Annotated in this window: 18 protein-coding genes; 12 read left to right on the forward strand and 6 right to left on the reverse strand. The window is 69.8% G+C overall.

Annotated elements, in window-relative coordinates; genetic code table 11:
* Positions 1-112: 112 nt before the first annotated feature.
* From uvrA to pgi, 12 genes are all read left to right on the forward strand, one after another.
* Positions 113-3,133 carry an excinuclease ABC subunit UvrA gene (uvrA, locus tag OG206_RS24825; protein WP_327119725.1) on the forward strand — a complete coding sequence of 1,007 codons (3,021 nt, stop codon included), beginning with the start codon at positions 113-115 and terminating at the stop codon, positions 3,131-3,133.
* Between the two features lie 236 nt (positions 3,134-3,369).
* On the forward strand, positions 3,370-3,798 hold the full coding sequence (locus OG206_RS24830; RefSeq protein WP_327119728.1) for a Rieske (2Fe-2S) protein: 429 nt from the start codon (positions 3,370-3,372) through the stop codon (positions 3,796-3,798).
* A gap of 120 nt (positions 3,799-3,918) precedes the next feature.
* On the forward strand, positions 3,919-6,012 hold the full coding sequence (uvrC, locus tag OG206_RS24835; RefSeq protein WP_327119730.1) for an excinuclease ABC subunit UvrC: 2,094 nt from the start codon (positions 3,919-3,921) through the stop codon (positions 6,010-6,012).
* On the forward strand, positions 6,009-6,980 hold the full coding sequence (rapZ, locus tag OG206_RS24840; RefSeq protein WP_327119732.1) for an RNase adapter RapZ: 972 nt from the start codon (positions 6,009-6,011) through the stop codon (positions 6,978-6,980). The genes uvrC and rapZ overlap by 4 nt, the downstream gene beginning before the upstream one ends.
* Positions 6,977-8,011 carry a gluconeogenesis factor YvcK family protein gene (locus OG206_RS24845; RefSeq protein ID WP_327119734.1) on the forward strand — a complete coding sequence of 345 codons (1,035 nt, stop codon included), beginning with the start codon at positions 6,977-6,979 and terminating at the stop codon, positions 8,009-8,011. The genes rapZ and OG206_RS24845 overlap by 4 nt, the downstream gene beginning before the upstream one ends.
* The gene (whiA, locus tag OG206_RS24850) at positions 8,002-8,991 is read left to right on the forward strand and encodes a DNA-binding protein WhiA (protein ID WP_327119736.1); all 990 of its coding nucleotides are present in this window, start codon (positions 8,002-8,004) and stop codon (positions 8,989-8,991) included. The genes OG206_RS24845 and whiA overlap by 10 nt, the downstream gene beginning before the upstream one ends.
* Before the next feature lie 866 nt (positions 8,992-9,857).
* Positions 9,858-10,868 (forward strand): type I glyceraldehyde-3-phosphate dehydrogenase, encoded by a 1,011-nt coding sequence (gene gap, locus OG206_RS24855; RefSeq protein WP_104789935.1) that lies wholly within the window; start codon positions 9,858-9,860, stop codon positions 10,866-10,868.
* Between the two features lie 111 nt (positions 10,869-10,979).
* Positions 10,980-12,191 (forward strand): phosphoglycerate kinase, encoded by a 1,212-nt coding sequence (locus tag OG206_RS24860; protein WP_327119740.1) that lies wholly within the window; start codon positions 10,980-10,982, stop codon positions 12,189-12,191.
* A gap of 6 nt (positions 12,192-12,197) precedes the next feature.
* Positions 12,198-12,986 carry a triose-phosphate isomerase gene (gene tpiA / locus OG206_RS24865; RefSeq protein ID WP_327119742.1) on the forward strand — a complete coding sequence of 263 codons (789 nt, stop codon included), beginning with the start codon at positions 12,198-12,200 and terminating at the stop codon, positions 12,984-12,986.
* Positions 12,987-13,124: 138 nt separating this feature from the next.
* Positions 13,125-13,361, forward strand: a complete 237-nt coding sequence (gene secG, locus OG206_RS24870) for a preprotein translocase subunit SecG (RefSeq protein ID WP_327119744.1) — start codon at positions 13,125-13,127, stop codon at positions 13,359-13,361.
* A 109-nt stretch (positions 13,362-13,470) separates the two neighbouring features.
* Positions 13,471-13,806, forward strand: coding sequence for an RNA polymerase-binding protein RbpA (locus OG206_RS24875; protein ID WP_078598194.1), 336 nt, complete (start codon positions 13,471-13,473; stop codon positions 13,804-13,806).
* 155 nt (positions 13,807-13,961) lie between these two features.
* Positions 13,962-15,614, forward strand: coding sequence for a glucose-6-phosphate isomerase (gene pgi, locus OG206_RS24880; protein WP_327119748.1), 1,653 nt, complete (start codon positions 13,962-13,964; stop codon positions 15,612-15,614).
* A 261-nt stretch (positions 15,615-15,875) separates the two neighbouring features.
* Here pgi and OG206_RS24885 read toward each other — a convergent pair whose 3' ends face one another.
* The 6 genes from OG206_RS24885 to tkt all read right to left on the reverse strand — a co-directional run bounded on the left by OG206_RS24885 (position 15,876) and on the right by tkt (position 23,744).
* Entirely contained in the window at positions 15,876-16,928 is a 1,053-nt protein-coding gene (locus tag OG206_RS24885; protein WP_327119750.1) for an aldo/keto reductase, read from the reverse strand.
* A 215-nt stretch (positions 16,929-17,143) separates the two neighbouring features.
* Positions 17,144-17,926 (reverse strand): 6-phosphogluconolactonase, encoded by a 783-nt coding sequence (gene pgl / locus OG206_RS24890; protein WP_327119752.1) that lies wholly within the window; start codon positions 17,924-17,926, stop codon positions 17,144-17,146.
* Entirely contained in the window at positions 17,923-18,954 is a 1,032-nt protein-coding gene (gene opcA / locus OG206_RS24895) for a glucose-6-phosphate dehydrogenase assembly protein OpcA (RefSeq protein WP_327119754.1), read from the reverse strand. The genes pgl and opcA overlap by 4 nt, the downstream gene beginning before the upstream one ends.
* On the reverse strand, positions 18,951-20,483 hold the full coding sequence (gene zwf, locus OG206_RS24900; protein ID WP_327119756.1) for a glucose-6-phosphate dehydrogenase: 1,533 nt from the start codon (positions 20,481-20,483) through the stop codon (positions 18,951-18,953). The genes opcA and zwf overlap by 4 nt, the downstream gene beginning before the upstream one ends.
* Positions 20,484-20,488: 5 nt before the next feature.
* Positions 20,489-21,607: a transaldolase gene (gene tal, locus OG206_RS24905; RefSeq protein ID WP_327119758.1), complete on the reverse strand. Its 1,119-nt coding sequence runs from the start codon at positions 21,605-21,607 to the stop codon at positions 20,489-20,491.
* Between the two features lie 34 nt (positions 21,608-21,641).
* Positions 21,642-23,744, reverse strand: a complete 2,103-nt coding sequence (tkt, locus tag OG206_RS24910; protein ID WP_327119760.1) for a transketolase — start codon at positions 23,742-23,744, stop codon at positions 21,642-21,644.
* Positions 23,745-23,796 lie beyond the last annotated feature (52 nt).

Here is a 23,796-nt window from a genome sequence, read left to right on the forward strand (position 1 = left end):
ATGTGCGTGCTATACGCTCGGAGTCGAAAGCTTCATACATCGCTGTGGCGCCCCCCATACCCTGGGACGGGGCTCAGTTCCCCCGCTTCTCTCCAGAAAGGTGCGAACCGGCGTGGCCGACCGTCTCATCGTCCGTGGCGCGCGCGAGCACAACCTGAAGAACGTCTCGCTCGATCTGCCCCGTGACTCCCTCATCGTCTTCACCGGGCTCTCCGGATCGGGCAAGTCGTCCCTCGCGTTCGACACGATCTTCGCCGAAGGGCAGCGGCGCTACGTGGAGTCCCTCTCCTCGTACGCACGCCAGTTCCTCGGCCAGATGGACAAGCCGGACGTGGACTTCATCGAAGGCCTCTCGCCCGCCGTCTCCATCGACCAGAAGTCGACCTCGCGCAACCCGCGCTCGACGGTCGGCACGATCACCGAGGTCTACGACTACCTCCGGCTGCTCTTCGCCAGGATCGGCAAGCCGCACTGCCCCGAGTGCCACCGGCCGATCTCGCGCCAGTCGCCGCAGGCCATCGTGGACAAGGTGCTCGGCCTGCCCGAGGGCAGCCGTTTCCAGGTCCTCTCCCCGCTGGTGCGCGAACGCAAGGGCGAGTTCGTCGACCTCTTCGCCGACCTCCAGACGAAGGGCTACAGCAGGGCACGGGTGGACGGCGAGACGATCCAGCTGTCCGAGCCGCCCACGCTGAAGAAGCAGGAGAAGCACACCATCGAGGTGGTCATCGACCGCCTCACGGTGAAGGACAGCGCCAAGCGCAGGCTGACCGACTCCGTCGAGACCGCGCTGGGCCTCTCGGGCGGCATGGTCGTCCTCGACTTCGTCGACCTCGAGCAGGACGACCCCGAGCGTGAGCGGATGTACTCCGAGCACCTCTACTGCCCGTACGACGACCTCTCCTTCGAGGAGCTGGAGCCCCGCTCCTTCTCCTTCAACTCCCCCTTCGGCGCCTGCCCCGACTGCACGGGCATCGGCACGCGGATGGAGGTGGACCCGGAGCTGATCGTCCCGGACGAGGACAAGTCCCTCGACGAGGGCGCGATCCACCCCTGGTCGCACGGCCACACCAAGGAGTACTTCGGGCGCCAGATCAACGCGCTGGCGGAGGCCCTCGGATTCCGCACGGACATCCCGTGGGCCGGACTGCCGCAGCGCGCCAAGAAGGCCCTGCTTTATGGCCACAAGATCCAGACCGAGGTGCGCTACCGCAACAGGTACGGCCGCGAGCGCGCCTACACCACCCCGCGCTTCGAAGGCGCCGTGCAGTACGTCAAGCGGCGTCACTCCGAGGCCGAGAGCGACTCCAGCAGGGAGCGGCTCGAGGGTTACATGCGCGAGGTGGCCTGCCCGACGTGCAAGGGCACCCGGCTCAAGCCCCTGGTGCTCGCCGTCACGGTGATGGAGAAGTCCATCGCCGAGGTCGCCGCGATGTCGATCAGCGAGTGCGCCGAGTTCCTCGGCCGCCTCAAGCTGAACGCCCGCGACAAGAAGATCGCCGAGCGGGTGCTCAAGGAGGTCAACGAGCGGCTGAGGTTCCTCGTGGACGTCGGTCTCGACTACCTCTCGCTGAACCGTGCCGCGGGCACCCTGTCCGGCGGCGAGGCCCAGCGCATCCGGCTCGCCACCCAGATCGGCTCCGGTCTCGTCGGCGTGCTCTACGTCCTGGACGAGCCGTCCATCGGGCTGCACCAGCGCGACAACCACCGGCTCATCGAGACCCTGGTCCGACTCCGGGACATGGGCAACACGCTCATCGTCGTCGAGCACGACGAGGACACCATCAAGGTCGCCGACTGGGTCGTCGACATCGGCCCGGGCGCCGGCGAGCACGGCGGCAAGGTCGTCCACTCGGGATCGCTCAAGGAACTCCTGGCCAACAAGGAGTCGATCACCGGCCAGTACCTCTCGGGCCGGAGGGTCATCGAGATGCCGGACGTGCGGCGTCCCGTCGACCCGAAGCGCCGGCTCACGGTGCACGGCGCCCGGGAGAACAACCTCCAGGACATCGACGTCTCCTTCCCGCTCGGTGTGCTCACGGCCGTGACCGGCGTGTCGGGCTCGGGCAAGTCGACCCTCGTCAACGACATCCTCTACACCCACCTGGCACGCGAGCTCAACGGCGCCAAGTCGGTCCCCGGGCGGCACACCCGGGTCGACGGCGACGACCTCGTCGACAAGGTCGTGCACGTGGACCAGTCGCCCATCGGCCGCACGCCCCGGTCCAACCCGGCGACGTACACCGGTGTGTTCGACCACGTCCGCAGGCTGTTCGCCGAGACGATGGAGGCGAAGGTGCGCGGCTATCTGCCGGGGCGCTTCTCCTTCAACGTCAAGGGCGGCCGCTGCGAGAACTGCTCCGGTGACGGCACGATCAAGATCGAGATGAACTTCCTTCCCGACGTGTACGTCCCGTGCGAGGTCTGCCACGGTGCGCGATACAACCGGGAGACGCTGGAGGTCCACTACAAGGGCAAGTCCATCGCCGAGGTGCTGGACATGCCGATCGAGGAGGGCCTGGAGTTCTTCGAGGCCGTCCCGACCATCGCCCGTCACCTGCGCACACTCAACGAGGTCGGCCTCGGATACGTCAGGCTCGGCCAGTCCGCGCCGACCCTCTCCGGCGGTGAGGCACAGCGGGTGAAGCTGGCGAGCGAACTGCAGAAGCGCTCCACCGGCCGCACGGTCTACGTCCTGGACGAGCCGACGACGGGTCTGCACTTCGAGGACATCAGCAAGCTCATCTCGGTGCTGTCGGGCCTCGTCGACAAGGGCAACACGGTGATCGTCATCGAGCACAACCTCGATGTCATCAAGACCGCCGACTGGGTCGTCGACATGGGTCCCGAGGGCGGCAGCGGCGGAGGTCTCGTCATCGCCGAGGGAACCCCGGAGTACATCGCCTCGGTCCCCGCCAGCCACACCGGGAAGTTCCTCCAGGAGGTCCTCGGCGCGGACCGGGTCGCCGACGCCACGGTGCCTGCCGCGCGTAAGCCGGCCGGCCGGGCGGCCGCGAAGAAGGCGGTGGCCGCGAAGGCGACCACCGCCCGCCGGACGGCCACGGCGAGGACGACCGCGAAGGCGGCGGACGGCAAGCCCGCCGCGAAGAAGGCCACCCGCACGCGGAAGGCCTGACACCGCACGCACGGGGGCGGCCCCCGGTACCGAGGGGCCGGCCCCGGTGCCGGGGGCCGTGCCGCGTCCGGTGCCGGCGGCGGGCGGTGAGGGCCGGTGGGGCCGGTGGGAAGGCCGTCGATCTCCGCCGGTATCGTCGGGTCTGTCGCCCATGCCCCCGGGCGCGACCCGGGTCCGTGCACCCGGTGCCCCGGACGGATACGGCGGCCCTCTGTCCCCCTACCCGTGGAGACCGCATGTCCGGCCTGCCCGCCGCCCGCCGTACCGTGCTGAAGGGCGCCGCGCTCGCCGGCGTCGCAGGGCTGGGAGCGGCCGCCTGCTCGACCGAGTCGAAGCTCGGCCACGCGCAGACGCCGACGCCCACCGCACCCGTGGAACTCGGTGCCCCGGACGAGGTTCCGGTCGGCGGATCGAAGCTCTACCGGGAACAGCGGGTCGTCGTGAGCTGCCCCGCTGCCGGTCAGTACAAGGCGTTCAGCGCGCAGTGCACCCACGCGGGCTGTCTGCTGGACAAGGTCGAGGACAACGTGGGCAACTGCCCCTGCCACGGCAGCCGCTTCGACGTCACCACCGGCAAGGCCGTACAGGGGCCTGCCACCGTGCCGCTGCCCGCGGTCCCCGTGAAGGTCGAGGGCGGACGGCTCGTCGCCGGCCCCGATGCCTGACGGGGCCCGGTGCACCCGGGGCCCGCGGCCTCGCGAGGCGGTCCGTCCGGGCACGCGTGTCACTGGTCACCGGTTCACGGAAATGCCGCTGTGTCACCGCCCGCAAGTAGGGTGTGAGACATGGCAGACCCCTCCAGCTACCGCCCCAAGCCGGGACAGATCCCCGACTCCCCGGGGGTCTACAAGTTCCGTGACGATCACCGCCGGGTGATCTACGTCGGCAAGGCCAAGAACCTGCGCCAGCGCCTGGCCAACTACTTCCAGGACCTGGCCGGCCTGCACCCGCGCACCCGCACGATGGTCACCACGGCCGCATCCGTCGAATGGACCGTGGTCTCCACCGAGGTCGAGGCGCTGCAGCTGGAGTACAGCTGGATCAAGGAGTTCGACCCCCGGTTCAACGTCAAGTACCGGGACGACAAGAGCTATCCCTACCTCGCCGTCACGCTCAACGAGGAGTTCCCGCGCGTCCAGGTCATGCGCGGTGCCAAGAAGAAGGGTGTGCGCTACTTCGGTCCGTACGGGCACGCCTGGGCGATCCGCGAGACCGTCGACCTGATGCTCCGGGTCTTCCCCGTGCGGACGTGTTCCGCCGGGGTGTTCAAGAACGCCGAGCGCACGGGCCGTCCCTGTCTCCTCGGATACATCGGCAAGTGCTCCGCACCGTGCGTCGGCCGCGTCACCCCGGAGGAGCACAGGGAACTGGCCGAGGACTTCTGCGACTTCATGGCGGGCCGCACCGGGACGTACATCCGCCGCCTGGAGAAGGACATGGTGCAGGCGGCCGAGGACATGGAGTACGAGCGGGCGGCGCGGCTGCGCGACGACGCGGGGGCGCTGAAGCGGGCCATGGAGAAGAGCGCCGTGGTCCTCGCCGACGCCACCGACGCGGACCTGATCGCCGTCGCGGAGGACGAGCTCGAAGCGGCGGTGCAGATCTTCCACGTCCGGGGTGGCCGGGTGCGGGGGCAGCGCGGCTGGGTCACGGACAAGGTCGAGGCGGTCGATACCGCCGGCCTGGTCGAGCACGCACTGCAGCAGCTGTACGGCGAGGAGTCCGGCGACTCCGTCCCCAAGGAGGTACTCGTCCCGGCACTCCCGGAGGACCCCGACGCCGTGTCCCAGTGGCTCGCCGGCCGGCGCGGCTCCCAGGTCAGCCTCCGCATCCCGCAGCGAGGTGACAAGAAGGACCTGATGGGCACGGTCCAGCGCAACGCCCAGCAGGCGCTGGGGCTGCACAAGACCAAGCGCGCCTCCGACCTCACGACCCGCTCCCGCGCCCTGGAGGAGATCGCGGAGGCCCTCGGTCTCGACACCGCGCCGCTGCGCATCGAGTGCTTCGACATCTCGCACCTGCAGGGCGACGACGTCGTCGCGTCCATGGTCGTCTTCGAGGACGGGCTCGCACGCAAGAGCGAGTACCGCCGCTTCCAGATCAAGGGCTTCGAGGGGCAGGACGACGTCCGGTCGATGCACGAGGTCATCAGCCGCCGCTTCAGGCGGTACCTCCAGGAGAAGGAGCGGACGGGGGAGTGGGAGGAGACTCCGGCGCCCACCGGCCCTGTCCCCGCCCCCGGGACGGACCCGGCAGCCACGGACCCGGCAGCCACGGATCCGGCAGCCACGGATCCGGCAGCCACTGACCCCGCGGGCACGCCGTCGCGGGAGGAGTCCCGCGAGGACGACGGCCGTCCCAAGCGCTTCGCCTACCCGCCGCAGCTCGTCGTCGTCGACGGCGGACAGCCCCAGGTCGCCGCCGCGAAGCGGGCGCTGGACGAGCTGGGCATCGACGACATCGCCGTGTGCGGTCTCGCCAAGCGGCTGGAAGAGGTCTGGCTGCCCGACGACGACGACCCGGTGGTGCTGCCCCGCTCCAGCGAGGGCCTCTACCTCCTCCAGCGCATCCGGGACGAGGCCCACCGGTTTGCCATCACCTACCAGCGGGCCAAGCGGGCCAAGCGCATCCGCACCAGCCCGCTCGACGACGTCTCCGGGCTCGGCGAGACCCGCAAACAGGCGCTGATCAAGTACTTCGGCTCCGTGAAGCGGCTGCGGCAGGCCACAATCGACGAGATCTGTGAGGTGCCGGGGATAGGGCGCAGGACGGCGGAATCCGTGGCCGCCGCCCTCGCCACGGCGGCCCCGGCCGCACCCGCCGTGAACACCGCCACAGGAGAGATCATTGAAGAGGACGACGGGGGCAGCACGACATGACCGAGCACGCGCATGAACGCCAGGACGAAGGCGACCGAGCAGACGGAGCGGTACACGTGAGTACGGGAAGCGGAAGCACCACGGAGACGGCCGAGGCCACCACGCCCGCCATCCCCGAGCTGGTCATCATCTCCGGCATGTCGGGCGCCGGGCGCAGCACCGCCGCCAAGTGTCTGGAGGACCTCGGCTGGTTCGTCGTCGACAACCTGCCGCCCGCGCTGATCCCCACCATGGTGGAGCTCGGCGCCCGCTCCCAGGGCAACGTCGCCCGCATCGCCGTCGTCGTCGACGTGCGGGGGCGACGCTTCTTCGACAACCTCCGGGAGTCCCTCGCGGACCTGGCCGCCAAGAGCGTCACCCGGCGGATCGTCTTCCTGGAGTCCTCCGACGACGCCCTCGTGCGCCGGTTCGAATCCGTCCGCCGTCCCCACCCGCTGCAGGGCGACGGCCGCATCGTCGACGGCATCGCGGCCGAGCGGGACCTGCTGCGCGAGCTGCGCGGCGACGCCGACCTCGTCATCGACACCTCCAGCCTCAACGTCCACGAGCTGCGCGCCAAGATGGACGCCCAGTTCGCCGGCGACGAGGAGCCGGAGCTCCGCGCCACGGTGATGTCGTTCGGCTTCAAGTACGGCCTGCCCGTCGACGCCGACCTCGTCGTCGACTGCCGCTTCCTGCCGAATCCGCACTGGGTCCCGGAGCTGCGTCCGTTCACCGGGCTCAACGAGGAGGTGTCCGACTACGTCTTCGACCAGCCCGGCGCCAAGGAGTTCCTCAACCAGTACACGGAGCTCCTGCAGCTCATCGCCGCCGGTTACCGCCGCGAGGGCAAGCGTTACGTGACCATCGCCGTCGGCTGCACGGGCGGCAAGCACCGCTCCGTGGCGATGTCGGAGAAGCTGGCCGCCCGGCTGTCCACCGAAGGCATCGAGACCGTCCTCGTCCACCGGGACATGGGGCGCGAGTGACCAGTCGCCATCTGCGTCAGCGGCGTCTGAGCAGGGCCACGGCCGCCCTCTCCGGCCGTAAACGGGGCGCGCAGCCCAAGGTCGTCGCCCTCGGCGGAGGCATGGGGCTGTCGGCGTCCCTGACCGCACTGCGCCGGATCACCGGTGATCTCACGGCCGTGGTCACGGTCGCCGACGACGGCGGCTCCAGCGGCCGGCTCCGGGAGGAGCTCGGCGTGCTGCCTCCCGGTGATCTGCGCAAGGCGCTCGCGGCGCTCTGCGGCGACGACGAGTGGGGCCGCACGTGGTCCCAGGTCATCCAGCACCGTTTCGAGTCCAAGGGCGACCTGCACGAACACGCGGTGGGCAATCTGCTCATCGTCGCCCTGTGGGAACAGCTGGGCGACCACGTCCAGGCCCTCGACCTCGTCGGCAAGCTGCTCGGAGCGCACGGCAGGGTACTGCCGATGTCCGCCGTCCCCCTGGAGCTCCAGGCGCTCGTACGGGGACACGATCCCGAGCGCCCCGACGACGTCTCCACCGTGCGCGGGCAGGCGACGGTGGCGCTGACGCCGGGCGAGGTGCAGTCCGTCCACGTCGTCCCCGCCGACCCGCCGGCGGTCCCCGAAGCGGTGGCCGCGGTCCTCGACGCGGACTGGGTGGTGCTGGGGCCGGGATCCTGGTTCTCCTCCGTGATTCCGCACCTTCTGGTGCCGGAACTGCTCGACGCGCTGGTGACCACGAAGGCGCGTAAGGTCCTCTCGCTGAACCTCGCGCCGCAGCCCGGTGAAACAGAAGGCTTCTCACCGCAGCGTCATTTGGAGGTTTTGGGACGACACGCCCCTAAACTCGCCATGGACGTGGTGCTGGCCGACGAGGCCGCCGTGCCCGACCGCGAGTCCCTCGCCGATGCCGCCCAGCGGCTCGGAGCCGCGGTCGAGCTGGCCCCCGTGGCCTCACCCGACGGCGTTCCGATTCACGATCCGGAGCTGTTGGCCGCCGCGTACGACCGTATTTTTCGGATGCATGGAAGGATCGGCCCATGGCGATGACGCCAGCGGTGAAGGACGAAATCTCTCGGCTTCCCGTGACCCGGACCTGCTGCAGAAAGGCAGAGGTCTCGGCGATTCTCCGCTTCGCGGGCGGGCTGCACCTGGTGAGCGGCCGGATCGTGATCGAGGCCGAGCTGGACACCGCGATGGCGGCCCGTCGGCTCAAGCGGGACATCCTGGAGATCTTCGGGCACAGCTCGGAGCTCATCGTGATGGCTCCCGGCGGACTGCGCCGCGGCTCGCGCTACGTGGTGCGGGTGGTGGCCGGCGGTGACCAGCTGGCCCGCCAGACCGGCCTGGTGGACGGCCGCGGCCGCCCGATCCGCGGCCTCCCGCCGCAGGTGGTCTCGGGGGCCACCTGCGACGCCGAGGCGGCCTGGCGCGGTGCCTTCCTCGCCCACGGCTCGCTCACGGAGCCCGGCCGCTCCTCCTCGCTCGAGGTGACCTGCCCCGGCCCCGAGGCCGCGCTCGCCCTGGTCGGGGCCGCGCGCAGGCTCTCCATCGCGGCCAAGGCCCGCGAGGTGCGCGGTGTGGACCGTGTCGTGGTCCGTGACGGTGACGCGATCGGCGCGCTGCTGACCCGTCTCGGTGCGCACGAGTCGGTGCTGGCATGGGAGGAGCGCCGTATGCGGCGCGAGGTCCGCGCCACGGCCAACCGTCTCGCCAACTTCGACGACGCCAACCTGCGCCGCTCGGCCCGTGCCGCGGTGGCCGCGGGAGCCCGGGTGGGCCGCGCGCTGGAGATCCTGGGCGAGGAGGTCCCGGAGCACCTGGCGGCGGCCGGAAGGCTGCGCATGGAGCACAAGCAGGCATCCCTGGAGGAACTGGGAGCGCTCGCTGACCCGCCGCTGACCAAGGACGCGGTGGCGGGCAGGATCCGTCGGCTGCTCGCGATGGCCGACAAGCGGGCCCAGGACATCGGGATCCCCGGTACGGAGGCGACGCTCAGCGAGGAGATGGCCGACGGCCTTGTCGGCTGAGAACGGTGACACGACGCCGGCCCTGCAGCGGCGGGCGACGGCATGGCGGCCGGCCCCGGTGGGGCGGCCCGAGGCGGTGAGGACGTCGGCCGGAACCCACGGGTTCCGGCCGACGTCCTCACCGCCTCGCACAGGTACGGGCACGAGCGCCGGTGACGGCGTCGGGCCGTTCCGCGTGTCCCGGCGCCTCTCCGCCGGGTCCCGTCGCCAGGATCATTGCGCGGTGCCGTGCGAGCTCCTGGCCGCTGCCGATTCCGGCGTGCGCCCGGCCGGAAAAACCTCGCCCGGGGCGGAAACCCCGCCCGCAGACGGTCCGTCACCCGGCCCGTAAAGCCGGAGCGGAATTGGCCGAAAGACTGGTGCCCATCGATTGAGCGCACGCCCGCGAGAATGAGCGGATTAGATCACGGGGCCTCGTTGTCCGCGCACGCCGAAAGGACGTGACGGCGAGATATTCATCCATTGAGAGCCTGTCCGCACAATTGAGCGCACGGCGTCGGGCCGAATCCTCCTACGGCGAAAAACAGGCCCTGCGGCGAACGCCGAGCCACAGGTGGTATATCCCCGGCCCGGTGACTGCCGGTGACGGTACGCAGGCGCGCTTCGCGCCGGACTCCGCGTGGCACGGGGGTGACCGGGAGGGGTCGTTGACGCTTGGTGATCGCCGGGGGTGCGGCTTCGCCGCCGACGCCCGCCCGGAACCGGAGGTGACGGCTCCTACCGGAGAGTAGGTAACTCCCTCTCCGTGCCCCTCCACTCGATGTCACTCCCGAGCCTTGGGAGAGGTAGGGTCGGAGGCGGTCGGGGACATCCCTAATAAAACTCGCCGGCATCGAAACCGGCGTTCCTAACGAGGAGATCGGTTCGTGACGATCCGCGTAGGCATCAACGGCTTTGGCCGCATCGGTCGTAACTACTTCCGCGCGCTGCTGGAGCAGGGTGCGGACATCGAGATCGTGGCTGTCAACGACCTGGGTGACACTGCGACCACTGCCCACCTGCTGAAGTACGACACCATCCTGGGTCGGCTCAAGGCAGAGGTCAGCCACACCGCCGACACCATCACCGTCGACGGCCACACCATCAAGGTGCTCTCCGAGCGCAACCCGGCCGACATCCCCTGGGGTCAGCTGGGCGTCGACATCGTCATCGAGTCGACCGGCATCTTCACCAAGAAGGCCGACGCCGAGAAGCACATCGCGGGTGGCGCCAAGAAGGTCCTCATCTCGGCTCCGGCCAAGGACGAGGACATCACCATCGTGATGGGCGTCAACCAGGACAAGTACGACGCGGCCAACCACCACGTCATCTCCAACGCCTCCTGCACCACCAACTGTGTGGCGCCGATGGCCAAGGTCCTCGACGAGAACTTCGGCATCGTCAAGGGTCTGATGACGACGGTCCACGCGTACACGAACGACCAGCGCATCCTGGACTTCCCGCACTCGGACCTGCGCCGCGCCCGCGCCGCCGCCGAGAACATCATCCCGACCACGACGGGCGCCGCCAAGGCGACCGCCCTGGTCCTCCCGCAGCTCAAGGGCAAGCTCGACGGCATCGCGATGCGCGTCCCGGTCCCGACCGGCTCCGCCACCGACCTCGTCGTCACCCTGCAGCGCGAGGTCACCAAGGACGAGGTCAACGCCGCGTTCAAGAAGGCGTCCGACGACGGCGACCTCAAGGGCTTCCTGACCTACACCGAGGACCCGATCGTGTCCTCGGACATCGTCGGCGACCCGTCGTCCTGCACCTTCGACTCCTCCCTGACGATGGTCCAGGAAGGCAACTCGGTTAAGATCCTCGGCTGGTACGACAACGAGTGGGGTTACTCCAACCGCCTCGTCGACCTGACCGTCTTCGTCGGCGGCCAGCTCTGATCCTCGGATCGGCAGGCATATCGATGTGAGCAAGGGGCTCGGACGGCGCGACGTGGCGCCGTCCGAGCCCCTTGCGTACTCATCCGTCCTTCCAAGGAGTACCGCTAACAGATGAAGACGATCGACGAACTTCTCGACGAAGGGGTCGCCGGCAAGCGGGTATTCGTCCGCGCCGACCTCAACGTGCCGCTGGACGGCACCACGATCACCGACGACGGCCGCATCCGCGCCGTCCGGCCGACGGTCGCCCGGCTCGCCGAAGCCGGCGCGCGCGTCGTCGTCGCCTCGCACCTCGGCCGCCCCGAGGGCGCCCCGGACCCCGCCTTCTCGCTGGCGCCCGCCGCCGCGCGCCTGGGTGAGCTGCTCGGGGCCGAGGTCGCCTTCGCGACCGACACCGTGGGGGAGTCCGCCCGCTCCACGGTCGCCGGTCTCGCCGACGGACAGGTCGCCGTCATCGAGAACCTTCGCTTCAACGCCGGTGAGACCTCCAAGGACGACGCCGAGCGCGGCGCCTTCGCGGACCAGCTGGCCGAGCTCGCCGACGTCTACGTCGGCGACGGCTTCGGCGCCGTCCACCGCAAGCACGCCTCGGTCTACGACCTCCCGGCCCGCCTGCCCCACGCGGCCGGCGGTCTGATCGCCACCGAGGTCGGCGTCCTGAAGAAGCTCACCGAGGACGTCGCGCGCCCGTACGCCGTGGTCCTCGGCGGTGCCAAGGTCTCCGACAAGCTCGGGGTCATCGACCACCTGCTGGAGAAGGCCGACCGCATCCTCATCGGCGGCGGCATGGCGTACACCTTCCTCAAGGCCAAGGGCTACGAGGTGGGCGTCTCGCTGCTCCAGGAGGACCAGGTCCCGGCCGTCCAGGGCTACCTCAAGCGGGCCGAGGAGCTCGGCGTGGAGTTCGTGCTCCCCGTCGACGTCCTGGTCGCGCGCGAGTTCCCCGACCTGAAGACCAAGGCCCCGGCGAACCCCACCACGGTCGCCGCCGACGCCATCCCGGCCGACCAGGAGGGCCTGGACATCGGGCCCGAGACCCGCAAGCTGTACGCGGCGAAGCTCGCCGACGCGGCCACCGTCTTCTGGAACGGCCCCATGGGCGTCTTCGAGCACCCCGACTACGCCGAGGGCACGCGTGCCCTCGCGCAGGCGCTCGTCGACTCCCCGGCCTTCAGCGTCGTCGGCGGAGGGGACTCCGCGGCCGCCGTGCGCATCCTGGGCTTCGACGAAAACGCGTTCGGACACATCTCGACCGGTGGCGGTGCCAGCCTCGAATACCTTGAGGGCAAGACGCTTCCCGGCCTCGCCGCACTGAAGGACTGACCCGCAATGACTGCTTCCGCACAAGGCCGTACCCCGCTCATGGCGGGCAACTGGAAGATGAACCTCAACCACCTCGAGGCCATCGCGCACGTCCAGAAGCTCGCCTTCGCCCTGGCCGACAAGGACTACGACGCGGTCGAGGTCGCCGTCCTGCCGCCCTTCACCGACCTGCGTTCGGTGCAGACGCTGATCGACGGCGACAAGCTGAAGATCAAGTACGGCGCCCAGGACCTCTCGGCCCACGACTCCGGCGCGTACACCGGCGAGATCTCCGGTTCCATGCTCGCCAAGCTGAAGTGCACGTTCGTGGCCGTCGGCCACAGTGAGCGGCGCCAGTACCACGGTGAGGACGACGCGGTCTGCAACGCCAAGGTGAAGGCCGCGTACAAGCACGGCCTGACCCCCATCCTCTGCGTCGGCGAGGGCCTGGACATCCGCAAGGCCGGTGACCAGGTCTCCTATACGCTGGCCCAGCTCGACGGCGCCCTCGAGGACATCCCGGCCGAGCAGGCCGAGTCCATCGTGATCGCCTACGAGCCGGTCTGGGCCATCGGGACCGGCGAGGTCGCCACCCCCGAGGACGCCCAGGAGGTCTGCGGAGCGATCCGTCGCCGGCTCGCCGAGCTCTACTCGCAGGAGCTGGCCGACGCCGTCCGCATCCAGTACGGCGGCTCGGTGAAGTCCGGAAACGTCGCGGCCATCATGGCGCAGCCCGACGTGGACGGCGCCCTCATCGGTGGTGCCGCTCTGGACGCCGACGAGTTCGTCAAGATCGTCCGCTTCCGCGACCAGTAGGATCGTCCGCTTCCGCCACCTGGTGAGTATGCGGTGGAGCGGATCCGTCGTACCCTTGCGGGGGCCGAGGGGGGTATACCCCCGGCCCCCGCTGTTCGTACATGCAGACCATGGAATTCCGGAAAGTAGGGACCAGCCGTGATTTTGGCGTTCGAGATCGCCCTGATCGTCTTCAGCCTGCTGCTGATGCTGCTGGTGCTGATGCACAAGGGCAAGGGTGGCGGCCTCTCCGACATGTTCGGTGGCGGAATGCAGTCCTCCGTCGGTGGCTCGTCGGTCGCCGAGCGAAACCTCGACCGCATCACCGTGGTCGTCGGTCTGTCCTGGTTCGCGTGCATCGTCGTCCTGGCGCTGCTGATCAAACTGGACAGCTGACCCGTCGTCCGCGATTCCCGGTGAGGGTGTAACTCCTTTCACTGGACGCGCGTTGGGCCTTACGTAGACTGGGGCATCTTCGAGCACCATCACGCAGGGAGTTACGACCGTGGCAAGTGGCAACGCGATCCGGGGAAGCCGGGTCGGAGCGGGGCCGATGGGGGAGGCCGAGCGAGGCGAGTCCGCGCCGCGTCTCCGCATCTCCTTCTGGTGCTCGAACGGGCACGAGACGCAGCCGAGCTTCGCCCATGACGCGCAGGTACCGGAGACCTGGGACTGCCCGCGCTGCGGCTTCCCGGCCGGACAGGACCGGGACAGCCCGCCGGCTCCGCCGCGCACCGAGCCGTACAAGACGCATCTGGCGTACGTGCGGGAACGGCGCAGCGACGCGGACGGCGAAGCCATCCTCGCCGAAGCCCTCGCGAAACTCCGCGGCGAGATCTAGAAGTTGTCCACCGGCCGGTCACCCCCTGGGTGCCCGGCCGGAGTTCTTGTGTCGCTCTCCAGCCTGCCGCTGCTCGGGCATAACCTCCTGATCAATTAGGTTGGAGATGCAGCGGGGAAGGTTGCAGGCACGAGAAGAAGTGGGCGATTTCCGGGATGAACGCACAAGGCCGAACCAAGCTCAGTCAGCTGCCCGAATGGGTGGCGCTCGGTAAGCACCGTGAGGAGTTCGGCGACACGCATCTGCGCCGGCTGTTCTCGCAGGCGCCGGACCGCGGGACGGCGTACACCCTCAGGGTCGGCGACCTGCACATCGACTACTCCAAGCACCTGGTGAACGACGAGACGCTGCGTCTGCTGCGTGACCTCGCCGCCGCCACGGGAGTGGCCGGGCTCCGGGACGCCATGTTCCGCGGCGAGAAGATCAACACCACCGAGGACCGCGCGGTCCTCCACACCGCGCTCCGCGCCCCGCGCGGCGCCGTGATCGAGGTCGACGGCGAGAACGTGGTGCCGGCCGTGCACGCCGTGCTGGACAGGATGGCGGAGTTCGCCGACCGGGTCAGGGCCGGCGAGTGGACCGGTCACACCGGCAAGCCGGTCAAGAACATCGTGAACATCGGCATCGGGGGCTCCGACCTCGGACCGGCCATGGCCTACGAGGTGCTGCGCTCCTTCACGGACCGCTCGCTCACCGTCCGCTTCGTGTCCAACGTCGACGGCGCCGACCTCCACGAGGCCGTCCACGACCTCGACCCGGCCGAGACGCTGTTCATCGTCGCGTCCAAGACCTTCACCACGATCGAGACCATCACGAACGCCACCTCGGCGCGCGACTGGCTGCTCACCGGGCTGAAGGCGGGTCAGGAAGCCGTCGCCAAGCACTTCGTGGCGCTGTCCACCAACGCGGACAAGGTCACGGACTTCGGCATCGACACGGCCAACATGTTCGAGTTCTGGGACTGGGTCGGCGGACGCTACTCCTTTGACTCGGCGATCGGCCTCTCGCTGATGATCGCCATCGGACCCGAGCGGTTCCGCGAGATGCTCGACGGCTTCCACCTCGTCGACGAGCACTTCCGCACCGCCCCGGCGGAGGAGAACGCGCCGCTGCTGCTGGGGCTCCTGGGCGTCTGGTACGGCCAGTTCTTCGACGCCCAGGCGCACGCGGTCCTGCCCTACAGCCACTACCTGTCCAAGTTCACCGCGTACCTGCAGCAGCTGGACATGGAGTCCAACGGCAAGTCCGTGGACCGGGACGGTAATCCGGTCGAGTGGCAGACCGGCCCGGTCGTCTGGGGCACCCCCGGTACCAACGGGCAGCACGCCTACTACCAGTTGATCCACCAGGGCACGAAGGTCATCCCGGCCGACTTCATCGGGTTCGCGGCGCCGGTCCAGGACCTGCTGCCCGGGCTGATCGCCCAGCACGACCTGCTCATGGCCAACTTCTTCGCCCAGACCCAGGCGCTCGCCTTCGGCAAGACGCCCGAAGAGGTCCGCGCGGAGGGTGTGCCCGAGGAACTCGTGCCGCACAAGACGTTCCGCGGCAACCACCCGACGACCACCATTCTCGCCGAGCGGCTCACGCCGTCGGTGCTCGGCCAGCTGATCGCGCTGTACGAGCACAAGGTGTTCGTACAGGGTGCCGTCTGGAACATCGACTCCTTCGACCAGTGGGGCGTCGAGCTCGGCAAGGTCCTCGCCAAGAAGATCGAGCCCGTGCTGACCGAAGGCACCGGCGGGGAGCAGCTGGACAGCTCCACGGCGGCGCTCGTGTCGACCTACCGCTCGCTGCGGGGCCGCTGAGCCGTAGGGCCGACCGCGCCCGTCGGCCATGATCGGAGCCGGGCGGGCACCGGCTTCGGCACAGGGGGCGGGAACCGAACGCGAGGACCCTGGGCCCGGACGAGATCCGGGCCCAGGGTCCTCGTCCGGCGCGGTCCGGCAACAGGGAGCCGGTGCCGGCCGGCACCTCCGGGCCGGCTGCCCCTCAGTCGCTTACCCCGACCGCGGGGCTCGGAGCCTGACGGGTGACCTCTGATCGGGCGGGCACGGCCCGACAGGCTCTCAGCCGGCCGCTGCGCGCTCCCCGGCGGGGCGCCTGCGGTGGGCCTTCTCGGTGAGGGACCGCGGCTGCCAGGCGCCGTCCGCCCGATAGAGGTCGGTGCCCGGTGCCACGATCTCGTCGATCCGGTCGAGAGTCGCGTCGTCGAGCACGAGGTCGGCCCCCTTGAGCAGCGAGGTGAGCTGGTCCATGGTGCGCGGACCGATGATGACCGACGTGACGGCCGGGTGCACCAACGGGAAGGCCACCGCCAGCTCCGGCAGGGTGCATCCCAACTCCTCTGCGAGCAGGGCGAGTTGTTCGACGGCTGCCAGTTTCTCCGCGTTGCCCGGTACGGCGGGGTCGAAGCGGTGCGGAGTGTGCCGGGCGCGGCCGGTGGTGAGATCGGCAGGCCGGCCCTCTCGGTAGGCGCCGGACATGTACCCCGAAGCCAGCGGTGACCAGGTCAGCACGCCCATGCCCAGACGCCGGGCGGTGGGCAGCACGGACCGTTCGACGCCGCGCGCGAGGATCGAGTACGGCGGCTGCTCCGTGCGCGGACGCATCAGGCCCCGCCGCTCGGCCACATGGTGAGCCTCGACGAGGTCCTCTGCGGGGAACGTGGAGCAGCCGAACGCGCGGATCTTGCCCGCCCGCACCAGGTCGCCGAGGATGGACAGCGTCTCCTCGATGTCGGTGGTGTGGTCGGGGCGGTGCACCTGGTAGAGGTCGATCCAGTCCGTGCCCAGGCGCCGCAGACTGTCCTCGACGGCCGTGAGGATCCAGCGGCGCGAGTTGCCGCTGCGGTTGCGTCCCTCGCCCAGCGGGAAGTGCACCTTCGTGGCCAGTACGACATCGTCGCGCCTGCCCTTGAGAGCCTTGCCGACGATCTGCTCGCTCTCCCCGGCCGCATACATGTCCGCGGTGTCCACGAAGTTGATGCCGGCGTCGAGCGCGGTGTTGATGACGCGCGCGCTGTCCTCGTGGTCGGGGTTGCCGATGGGGCCGAACATCATCGTGCCGAGGCAGTGGGTGCTGACCTCGATGCCGGTCCTGCCGAGTACTCGATAGCGCATACGGGTGCTCCGTCGCTGGCTGGTCGGGCTCGTCAGTCTAGGAGGTGGAGTGCACTCGACCACAAGGCCGCAGGGAGGTTCCGCGGGCCCCTCGCCCCCCCCGAACGCCCGCTACCGGCGGGGGTGCTGGAGTCCAGGTGCGACGAATCGGGCGCGCGCACGGCAGAGGCCCGGCCCGCTCCGGGGAGCGGGCCGGGCCTCTGCCGTTTCTCTTGCTACGCCGAAGCGGGCGGGTAGAGCGCCCGTGGCAGCCGCGAGGCCGCCGCGGCGTCCAGCAGCCACAGCGTGCGGCCGCGGCCGTACGCCCCGGCCGCCGGGGCCTGGATCTCCCCGGCACCGGACAACGCGATCTCCGCCGCCTCCGCCTTGTCCTCACCCGCCGCGAGCAGCCACACCTCGCGCGCCGCACGGATGGCGGGCAGCGTGAGTGTGACGCGGGTGGGCGGCGGCTTGGGGGCGCCGTGCACACCGACGACGGTGCGCTCGGTCTCCCGCACCGCCGGCAGCTCCGGGAAGAGCGACGCGACGTGCGTGTCCGGGCCGACGCCCAGCATCAGCACGTCGAACGTCGGTACGGGCCCGTGGTCCTCCGGGCTTGCCGCGGCCGCCAGTTCGGCGGCGTACCCCGCGGCGGCCGCGTCGGCGTCGCCGCCGTACGGTCCGTCGGAGGCCGGCATCGCGTGGACCCGGGAGGGGTCCAGTTCCACCTTGTCCAGCAGGGCCTCGCGGGCCTGCGTGACATTGCGCTCCGGGTCGCCCTCGGGCAGGAAGCGCTCGTCCCCCCACCACAGGTCGATTCGCGACCAGTCGATCGCGTCCCGCGCGGGCGAGTCGGCGAGGGCGGCCAGCAGGCCGTTGCCGTTGCGCCCGCCGGTGAGTACCACCGAGGCCTCACCGCGGGCGGCCTGGGCGTCCACGATCTTCGTGATCAGCCTGGCCGCCGCGGCCTGTGCCATCAGCTCCTTGTCGCGGTGCACGACGAGCTGCGGTGCGCTCACTTCGACGCCGCCTTCTTGGCCGCCGCCTTCTTCGCGGCGGGCGCTGCGGAACCGGTCGGGGCCGCCTGCTTGCTGCCGGACCCGACGGACGAGGCCTCCGTGGGACCGCCGAGGCGCTCCACACCGAACTTGACCGCGGACTCGTAGATGTTGTCCGGGTCCAGGCGCCGCAGCTCCTCCGCGAGGAGCTCAGCCGTCTCCCGCCGCTTCAGGGCCACGGCACGGTCCGGCTGACCCACCATGCAGAGCGTGGCGAGCGAGCCGTCGGCCCGGTCCAGGACGATGACGCCGCTCTTGGTCTCCATCCGGACGGCCGTCAGGCCGGGGCCGCCGGACAGGGTGCGCTCCACCGGGACGCCGAGCCGGTCCGCGAGCCACATGGCCAGCAGTTCGCAGCTTGGGTTGTCCGACTCTCCCTCGACCGTGGCCGAGATGATCTGGGCGGGCAGCTGGTCGAGTGCCGCCGCCAGCATGGAGCGCCACGGGGTGATGCGGGTCCAGGCCAGGTCGGTGTCGCCCGGCTGGTACGTCGCCGCACGCACCGACAGCTCGTCGAGCGGGTGCTCGGCCGAGTAGGTGTCGGTGATCCGCCGCTGGGCGAGAGCGCCCAGCGGGTCCTTCGCGGGGTGAGCGGGGGCGTCCTCGGGCCACCACACGACGACCGGGGCGTCCGGCAGCAGCAGTGGCAGGACCACCGACTGTGCGTGGTTGGCCAGTTCGCCGTGGAGACGCAGGACGACGGTCTCGCCGGAGCCCGAGTCGGAACCGACCCGGATCTCCGCGTCGAGGCGCGCGTCGCGCCGCGAACGCGGGGAACGGCTGACCCGCTTGATCACCACGATGATCCGCGAGGGGTGCTCGCGCGCGGAGTCCGTCGCCGACTTGAGCGCGTCGTAGGCGTTCTCCTCGTCGGTGACGATGACCAGGGTGAGCACCATGCCGACGGCCGGGCTGCCGATGGAACGGCGGGCCGACACCAGGGCCTGGTTGATCTTGCTGGACGTGGTTTCCGTGAGATCGATCTTCATGGCCGGCGCCAGCTCCGTCCGTCGCGTGCGAGCATCTCGTCCGCCTCTGCCGGGCCCCATGTGCCGGCCGGGTACTGGGCGGGCTTGCCGTGCTTGTCCCAGTACTCCTCGATCGGGTCGAGGATGTTCCAGGAGAGCTCGACCTCCTGGTGACGCGGGAAGAGGTTGGCGTCACCGAGCAGGACATCGAGGATGAGCCGCTCGTAGGCCTCCGGGCTGGACTCCGTGAAGGACTCGCCGTAGGCGAAGTCCATGGTGACGTCCCGGACCTCCATGGAGGTCCCCGGCACCTTGGATCCGAAGCGCACGGTGACACCCTCGTCCGGCTGCACCCGGATGACCAGGGCGTTTCCGCCCAGCTCCTCCGTCGCGCCGGACTCGAAGGGCAGATAGGGCGCCCGCTTGAAGACGACCGCGATCTCGGTGACCCGGCGGCCGAGCCGCTTCCCGGTCCGGAGGTAGAACGGCACGTCCGCCCAGCGGCGGTTGTTGATCGTCAGCTTGATCGCGGCGAAGGTGTCGGTCTTCGACTTGGGGTCGATACCGTCCTCCTCCAGATAGCCGAGCACTTCCTCGCCGCCCTGCCACGCGTGCGCGTACTGACCGCGCACCGTGTGCTTGCCGAGGTCCTCCGGCAGTTCCACCGCCGTGAGCACCTTGAGCTTCTCGGCGACCAGGGCCTTGGGGTGGAAGGAGCCGGGCTCCTCCATCGCCGTCAGCGCCAGCAGCTGGAGCAGGTGGTTCTGGATGACGTCACGGGCGGCGCCGATGCCGTCGTAGTATCCGGCGCGGCCGCCGATCCCGATGTCCTCGGCCATCGTGATCTGGACGTGGTCGACGTAGGACCTGTTCCAGATCGGCTCCCACATCGTGTTGGCGAAGCGCAGCGCCAGGATGTTCTGGACCGTCTCCTTGCCGAGGTAGTGGTCGATACGGAAGACCTCGTTCGGCGGGAACACGTCGTGCACCAGCTGGTTGAGGTCCTGGGCGCTCGCCAGGTCGTGCCCGAACGGCTTCTCGATGACGGCCCGCCGCCAGGAGCCTTCCTTCTGGTCGGCCAGCCCGTGCTTCTTGAGCTGCTGGACGACCTTGGGGAAGAACTTCGGCGGCACGGACAGGTAGAAGGCGAAGTTGCCGCCCGTTCCCTGAGCCTTGTCGAGGTCCTCGATCGTGGACTTCAGCGTCTCGAAGGCGACGTCGTCGTCGAACGTGCCCTGCACGAACCGCATGCCCTGGCTGAGCTGCTGCCAGACCTCCTCGCGGAACGGCGTGCGGGAATGCTCCTTGACCGCGTCGTGCACGACCTGGGCGAAGTCCTCGTCCTCCCAGTCGCGGCGAGCGAAGCCGATGAGCGAGAAGCCCGGTGGCAACAGGCCGCGATTGGCCAGGTCGTAGACAGCGGGCATCAGCTTTTTACGGGACAAATCGCCCGTGACGCCGAAAATCACCAGACCCGACGGCCCCGCGATGCGCGGGAGCCGTCGGTCCTGGGCGTCACGGAGCGGGTTGGCTCCGGGAACACCAGACAAGGTGGTCAGCCCTTCGAAGGAGCGAGGCGCTGGAGTTCCGCCTCGGTCGACTTGAGCAGGTCGTTCCAGGCCGCCTCGAACTTCTCGACGCCCTCGTCCTCGAGCAGCTGTACGACCTCGTCGTAGCTGACTCCGAGATTCTTGATGGCGTCGAGATCGGCGCGTGCCTGGTCGTAGGCGCCGGCGACGGTGTTGCCGGTGATCTCGCCATGGTCGGCGACCGCGTTCAGCGTGGCCTCCGGCATGGTGTTGACCGTGTTCGGGGCGACGAGGTCGTCGACGTACAGGGTGTCCTTGAGGGACGGGTCCTTCACGCCGGTCGAGGCCCACAGCGGACGCTGCTTGTTGGCGTGCGCCTTGTCGAGGGGGGCCCAGCGGTCGCTGCCGAAGACCTCCTCGTACGCCTCGTAGGCCAGACGGGCGTTGGCCAGGGCGGACTTGCCCTTCGCGGCCTTCGCCTCGTCGCTGCCCACGGCGTCCAGCCGCTTGTCGATCTCGGTGTCCACACGGGACACGAAGAAGGACGCCACCGAGTGGATCTTGGAGAGGTCCAGGCCGGCGGCCTTCGCCTTCTCCAGGCCCGCCAGGTAGGCGTCCATGACCTCGCGGTAGCGCTCCAGCGAGAAGATCAGGGTCACGTTGACGCTGATGCCCCGCCCGATGGTCTCGGTGATCGCCGGCAGGCCGGCCTTGGTCGCCGGGATCTTGATGAGCGTGTTCGGCCGGTCGACCAGCCAGGCCAGCTGCTTGGCCTCGGCGACCGTGGCCAGGGTGTTGTGCGCCAGGCGCGGGTCGACCTCGATCGAGACCCGGCCGTCCTGGCCGTCGGTCGCGTCGAAGACGGGGCGCAGGATGTCCGCCGCGTCGCGCACGTCCGCCGTGGTGATCATGCGGATGGCTTCCTCGACCGTCACCCTGCGGGCGGCGAGGTCGGTGAGCTGCTGCTCGTAACCGTCACCCGAGGAGATGGCCTTCTGGAAGATCGACGGGTTGGTCGTGACACCCACGACGTGGCTCTGGTCGATCAGCTCGGCCAGGTTGCCGGATGTGATCCGCTTGCGGGACAGGTCGTCCAGCCAGATCGCCACGCCCTCGTCGGAGAGGCGCTTGAGTGCGTCTGTCATGAGAAATACATCTCCTACTTGTCGTATGTCCGCATCAGCGCGTGGCGGCGGCGAGAGATTCCCGGGCGGCCTCGGCAACATGCGCCGCGGTGAAGCCGAACTCGCGGAACAGGACCTTGGCGTCGGCCGACGCGCCGAAGTGCTCCAGCGAGACGATCCGGCCCGCGTCGCCCACGTACCGGTACCAGGTGAGGCCGATGCCCGCCTCGACGGCGACCCGGGCCTTCACGGTGGGCGGCAGCACGCTGTCCTTGTACGCCTGGTCCTGCTCCTCGAACCACTCGACACACGGCATCGAGACCACGCGGGTCGGGACACCGGCGGCCTGGAGCTCGTCCCGTGCCTCGACGGCCAGCTGGACCTCGGAGCCGGTGGCGATCAGAACGGCCTGCGGCTCCGCGTTCCGCCCTTCGGGCCCTTCGGCGTCGAAGAGCACGTAGCCGCCCTTGGCCGCGTCCTCGTTCGCCGGGTAGGTCGGCACGCCCTGACGGGTCAGCGCCAGACCGTGCGGGGCGCCCTTGCCGAACTCCTTGGTCCAGCGGCGCAGGATCTCGCGCCAGGCGATGGCGGTCTCGTTGGCGTCACCCGGGCGGACGACGTTCAGGCCGGGGATGGCGCGCAGCGAGGCCAGGTGCTCGACCGGCTGGTGCGTCGGGCCGTCCTCGCCGAGCCCGATCGAGTCGTGCGTCCACACGTACGTCACCGGCAGGTGCATCAGCGCCGACAGACGCACGGCGTTGCGCATGTAGTCGGAGAACACCAGGAAGGTGCCGCCATAGATGCGGGTGTTGCCGTGCAGCGCGATGCCGTTCATGGCCGCGGCCATGGAGTGCTCGCGGATGCCGAAGTGGATCGTGCGGCCGTACGGGTCCGCCTCGGGCAGCGGGTTGCCCGCCGGGAGGAACGACGACGTCTTGTCGATCGTGGTGTTGTTCGAGCCGGCCAGGTCGGCCGAGCCGCCCCACAGCTCGGGGATGACCCCGCCGAGCGCCTGCAGCACCTTCCCGGAGGCGGCACGCGTGGCGACCGCGTGTCCGGCCTCGAAGACCGGGAGCTCGTCCTCCCAGCCGGCGGGCAGCTCGCCCGCGGCGATGCGGTCGAAGTCGGCCGCGCGCTCCGGGGAGGCGGTACGCCAGGCGGCGAAGGACTTGTCCCACTCGGCGCGGGCCTCGCGGCCGCGGTCCAGCGCCTCACGGGTGTGCGCGATGACCTCGTCGGAGACCTCGAAGGTCTTCTCCGGGTCGAATCCGAGCACGCGCTTGGTGGCCGCGATCTCCTCGTCGCCCAGGGCCGAGCCGTGCGCGGCCTCGGTGTTCTGGGCGTTCGGGGCGGGCCAGGCGATGATCGAGCGGGCCGCGATGAAGGAGGGGCGCTCCGTCTCGGCCTTGGCGGCCTGCAGCGCGCGGTACAGACCCTCGGGGTCCAGGTCGCCGCTGGGGAGCTGGTCGACGCGCTGGACGTGCCAGCCGTAGGCCTCGTAGCGCTTCAGGGTGTCCTCGGAGACAGCGGTCTCCGTGTCGCCCTCGATCGAGATGTGGTTGTCGTCCCACAGCAGCACCAGGTTGCCGAGCTTCTGGTGGCCGGCGAGCGAGGACGCCTCGGCCGAGATGCCCTCCTGGAGGCAGCCGTCACCGGCGACGACCCAGACCATGTGGTCGAACGGGGAGGTGCCGGGGGCGGCCTGCGGGTCGAAGAGGCCGCGCTCGTAGCGCGAGGCCATCGCCATGCCCACGGCGTTGGCGACACCCTGGCCCAGCGGGCCGGTCGTCGTCTCGACACCCGTGGTGTGGCCGTACTCCGGGTGGCCGGGGGTCTTGGAGCCCCAGGTGCGGAACGCCTTGAGGTCGTCCAGCTCGAGGCCGTAGCCCGCCAGGTACAACTGGATGTACAGCGTCAGGCTGGAGTGGCCCGCCGACAGCACGAAGCGGTCGCGGCCGGTCCAGTCGGCGTCCGCCGGGTCGTGGCGCATCACCTTCTGGAAGAGGGTGTACGCGGCTGGAGCGAGGCTCATCGCCGTACCCGGGTGGCCGTTTCCGACTTTCTGTACGGCGTCCGCGGCGAGGACACGCGCGGTGTCCACGGCCCGCTGGTCCAATTCGGTCCACTGGAGATCTGTGGTGGTCGGCTTGGTGCTCACCCTGAGTCAGGGCTCCTCTCCACTGTTCGTAAACCGGTGGCTGGTTACCGCA

It is taken from the genome of Streptomyces sp. NBC_01341 (genome assembly GCF_035946055.1).
In the GTDB taxonomy this organism is placed as follows: Bacteria; Actinomycetota; Actinomycetes; order Streptomycetales; family Streptomycetaceae; genus Streptomyces.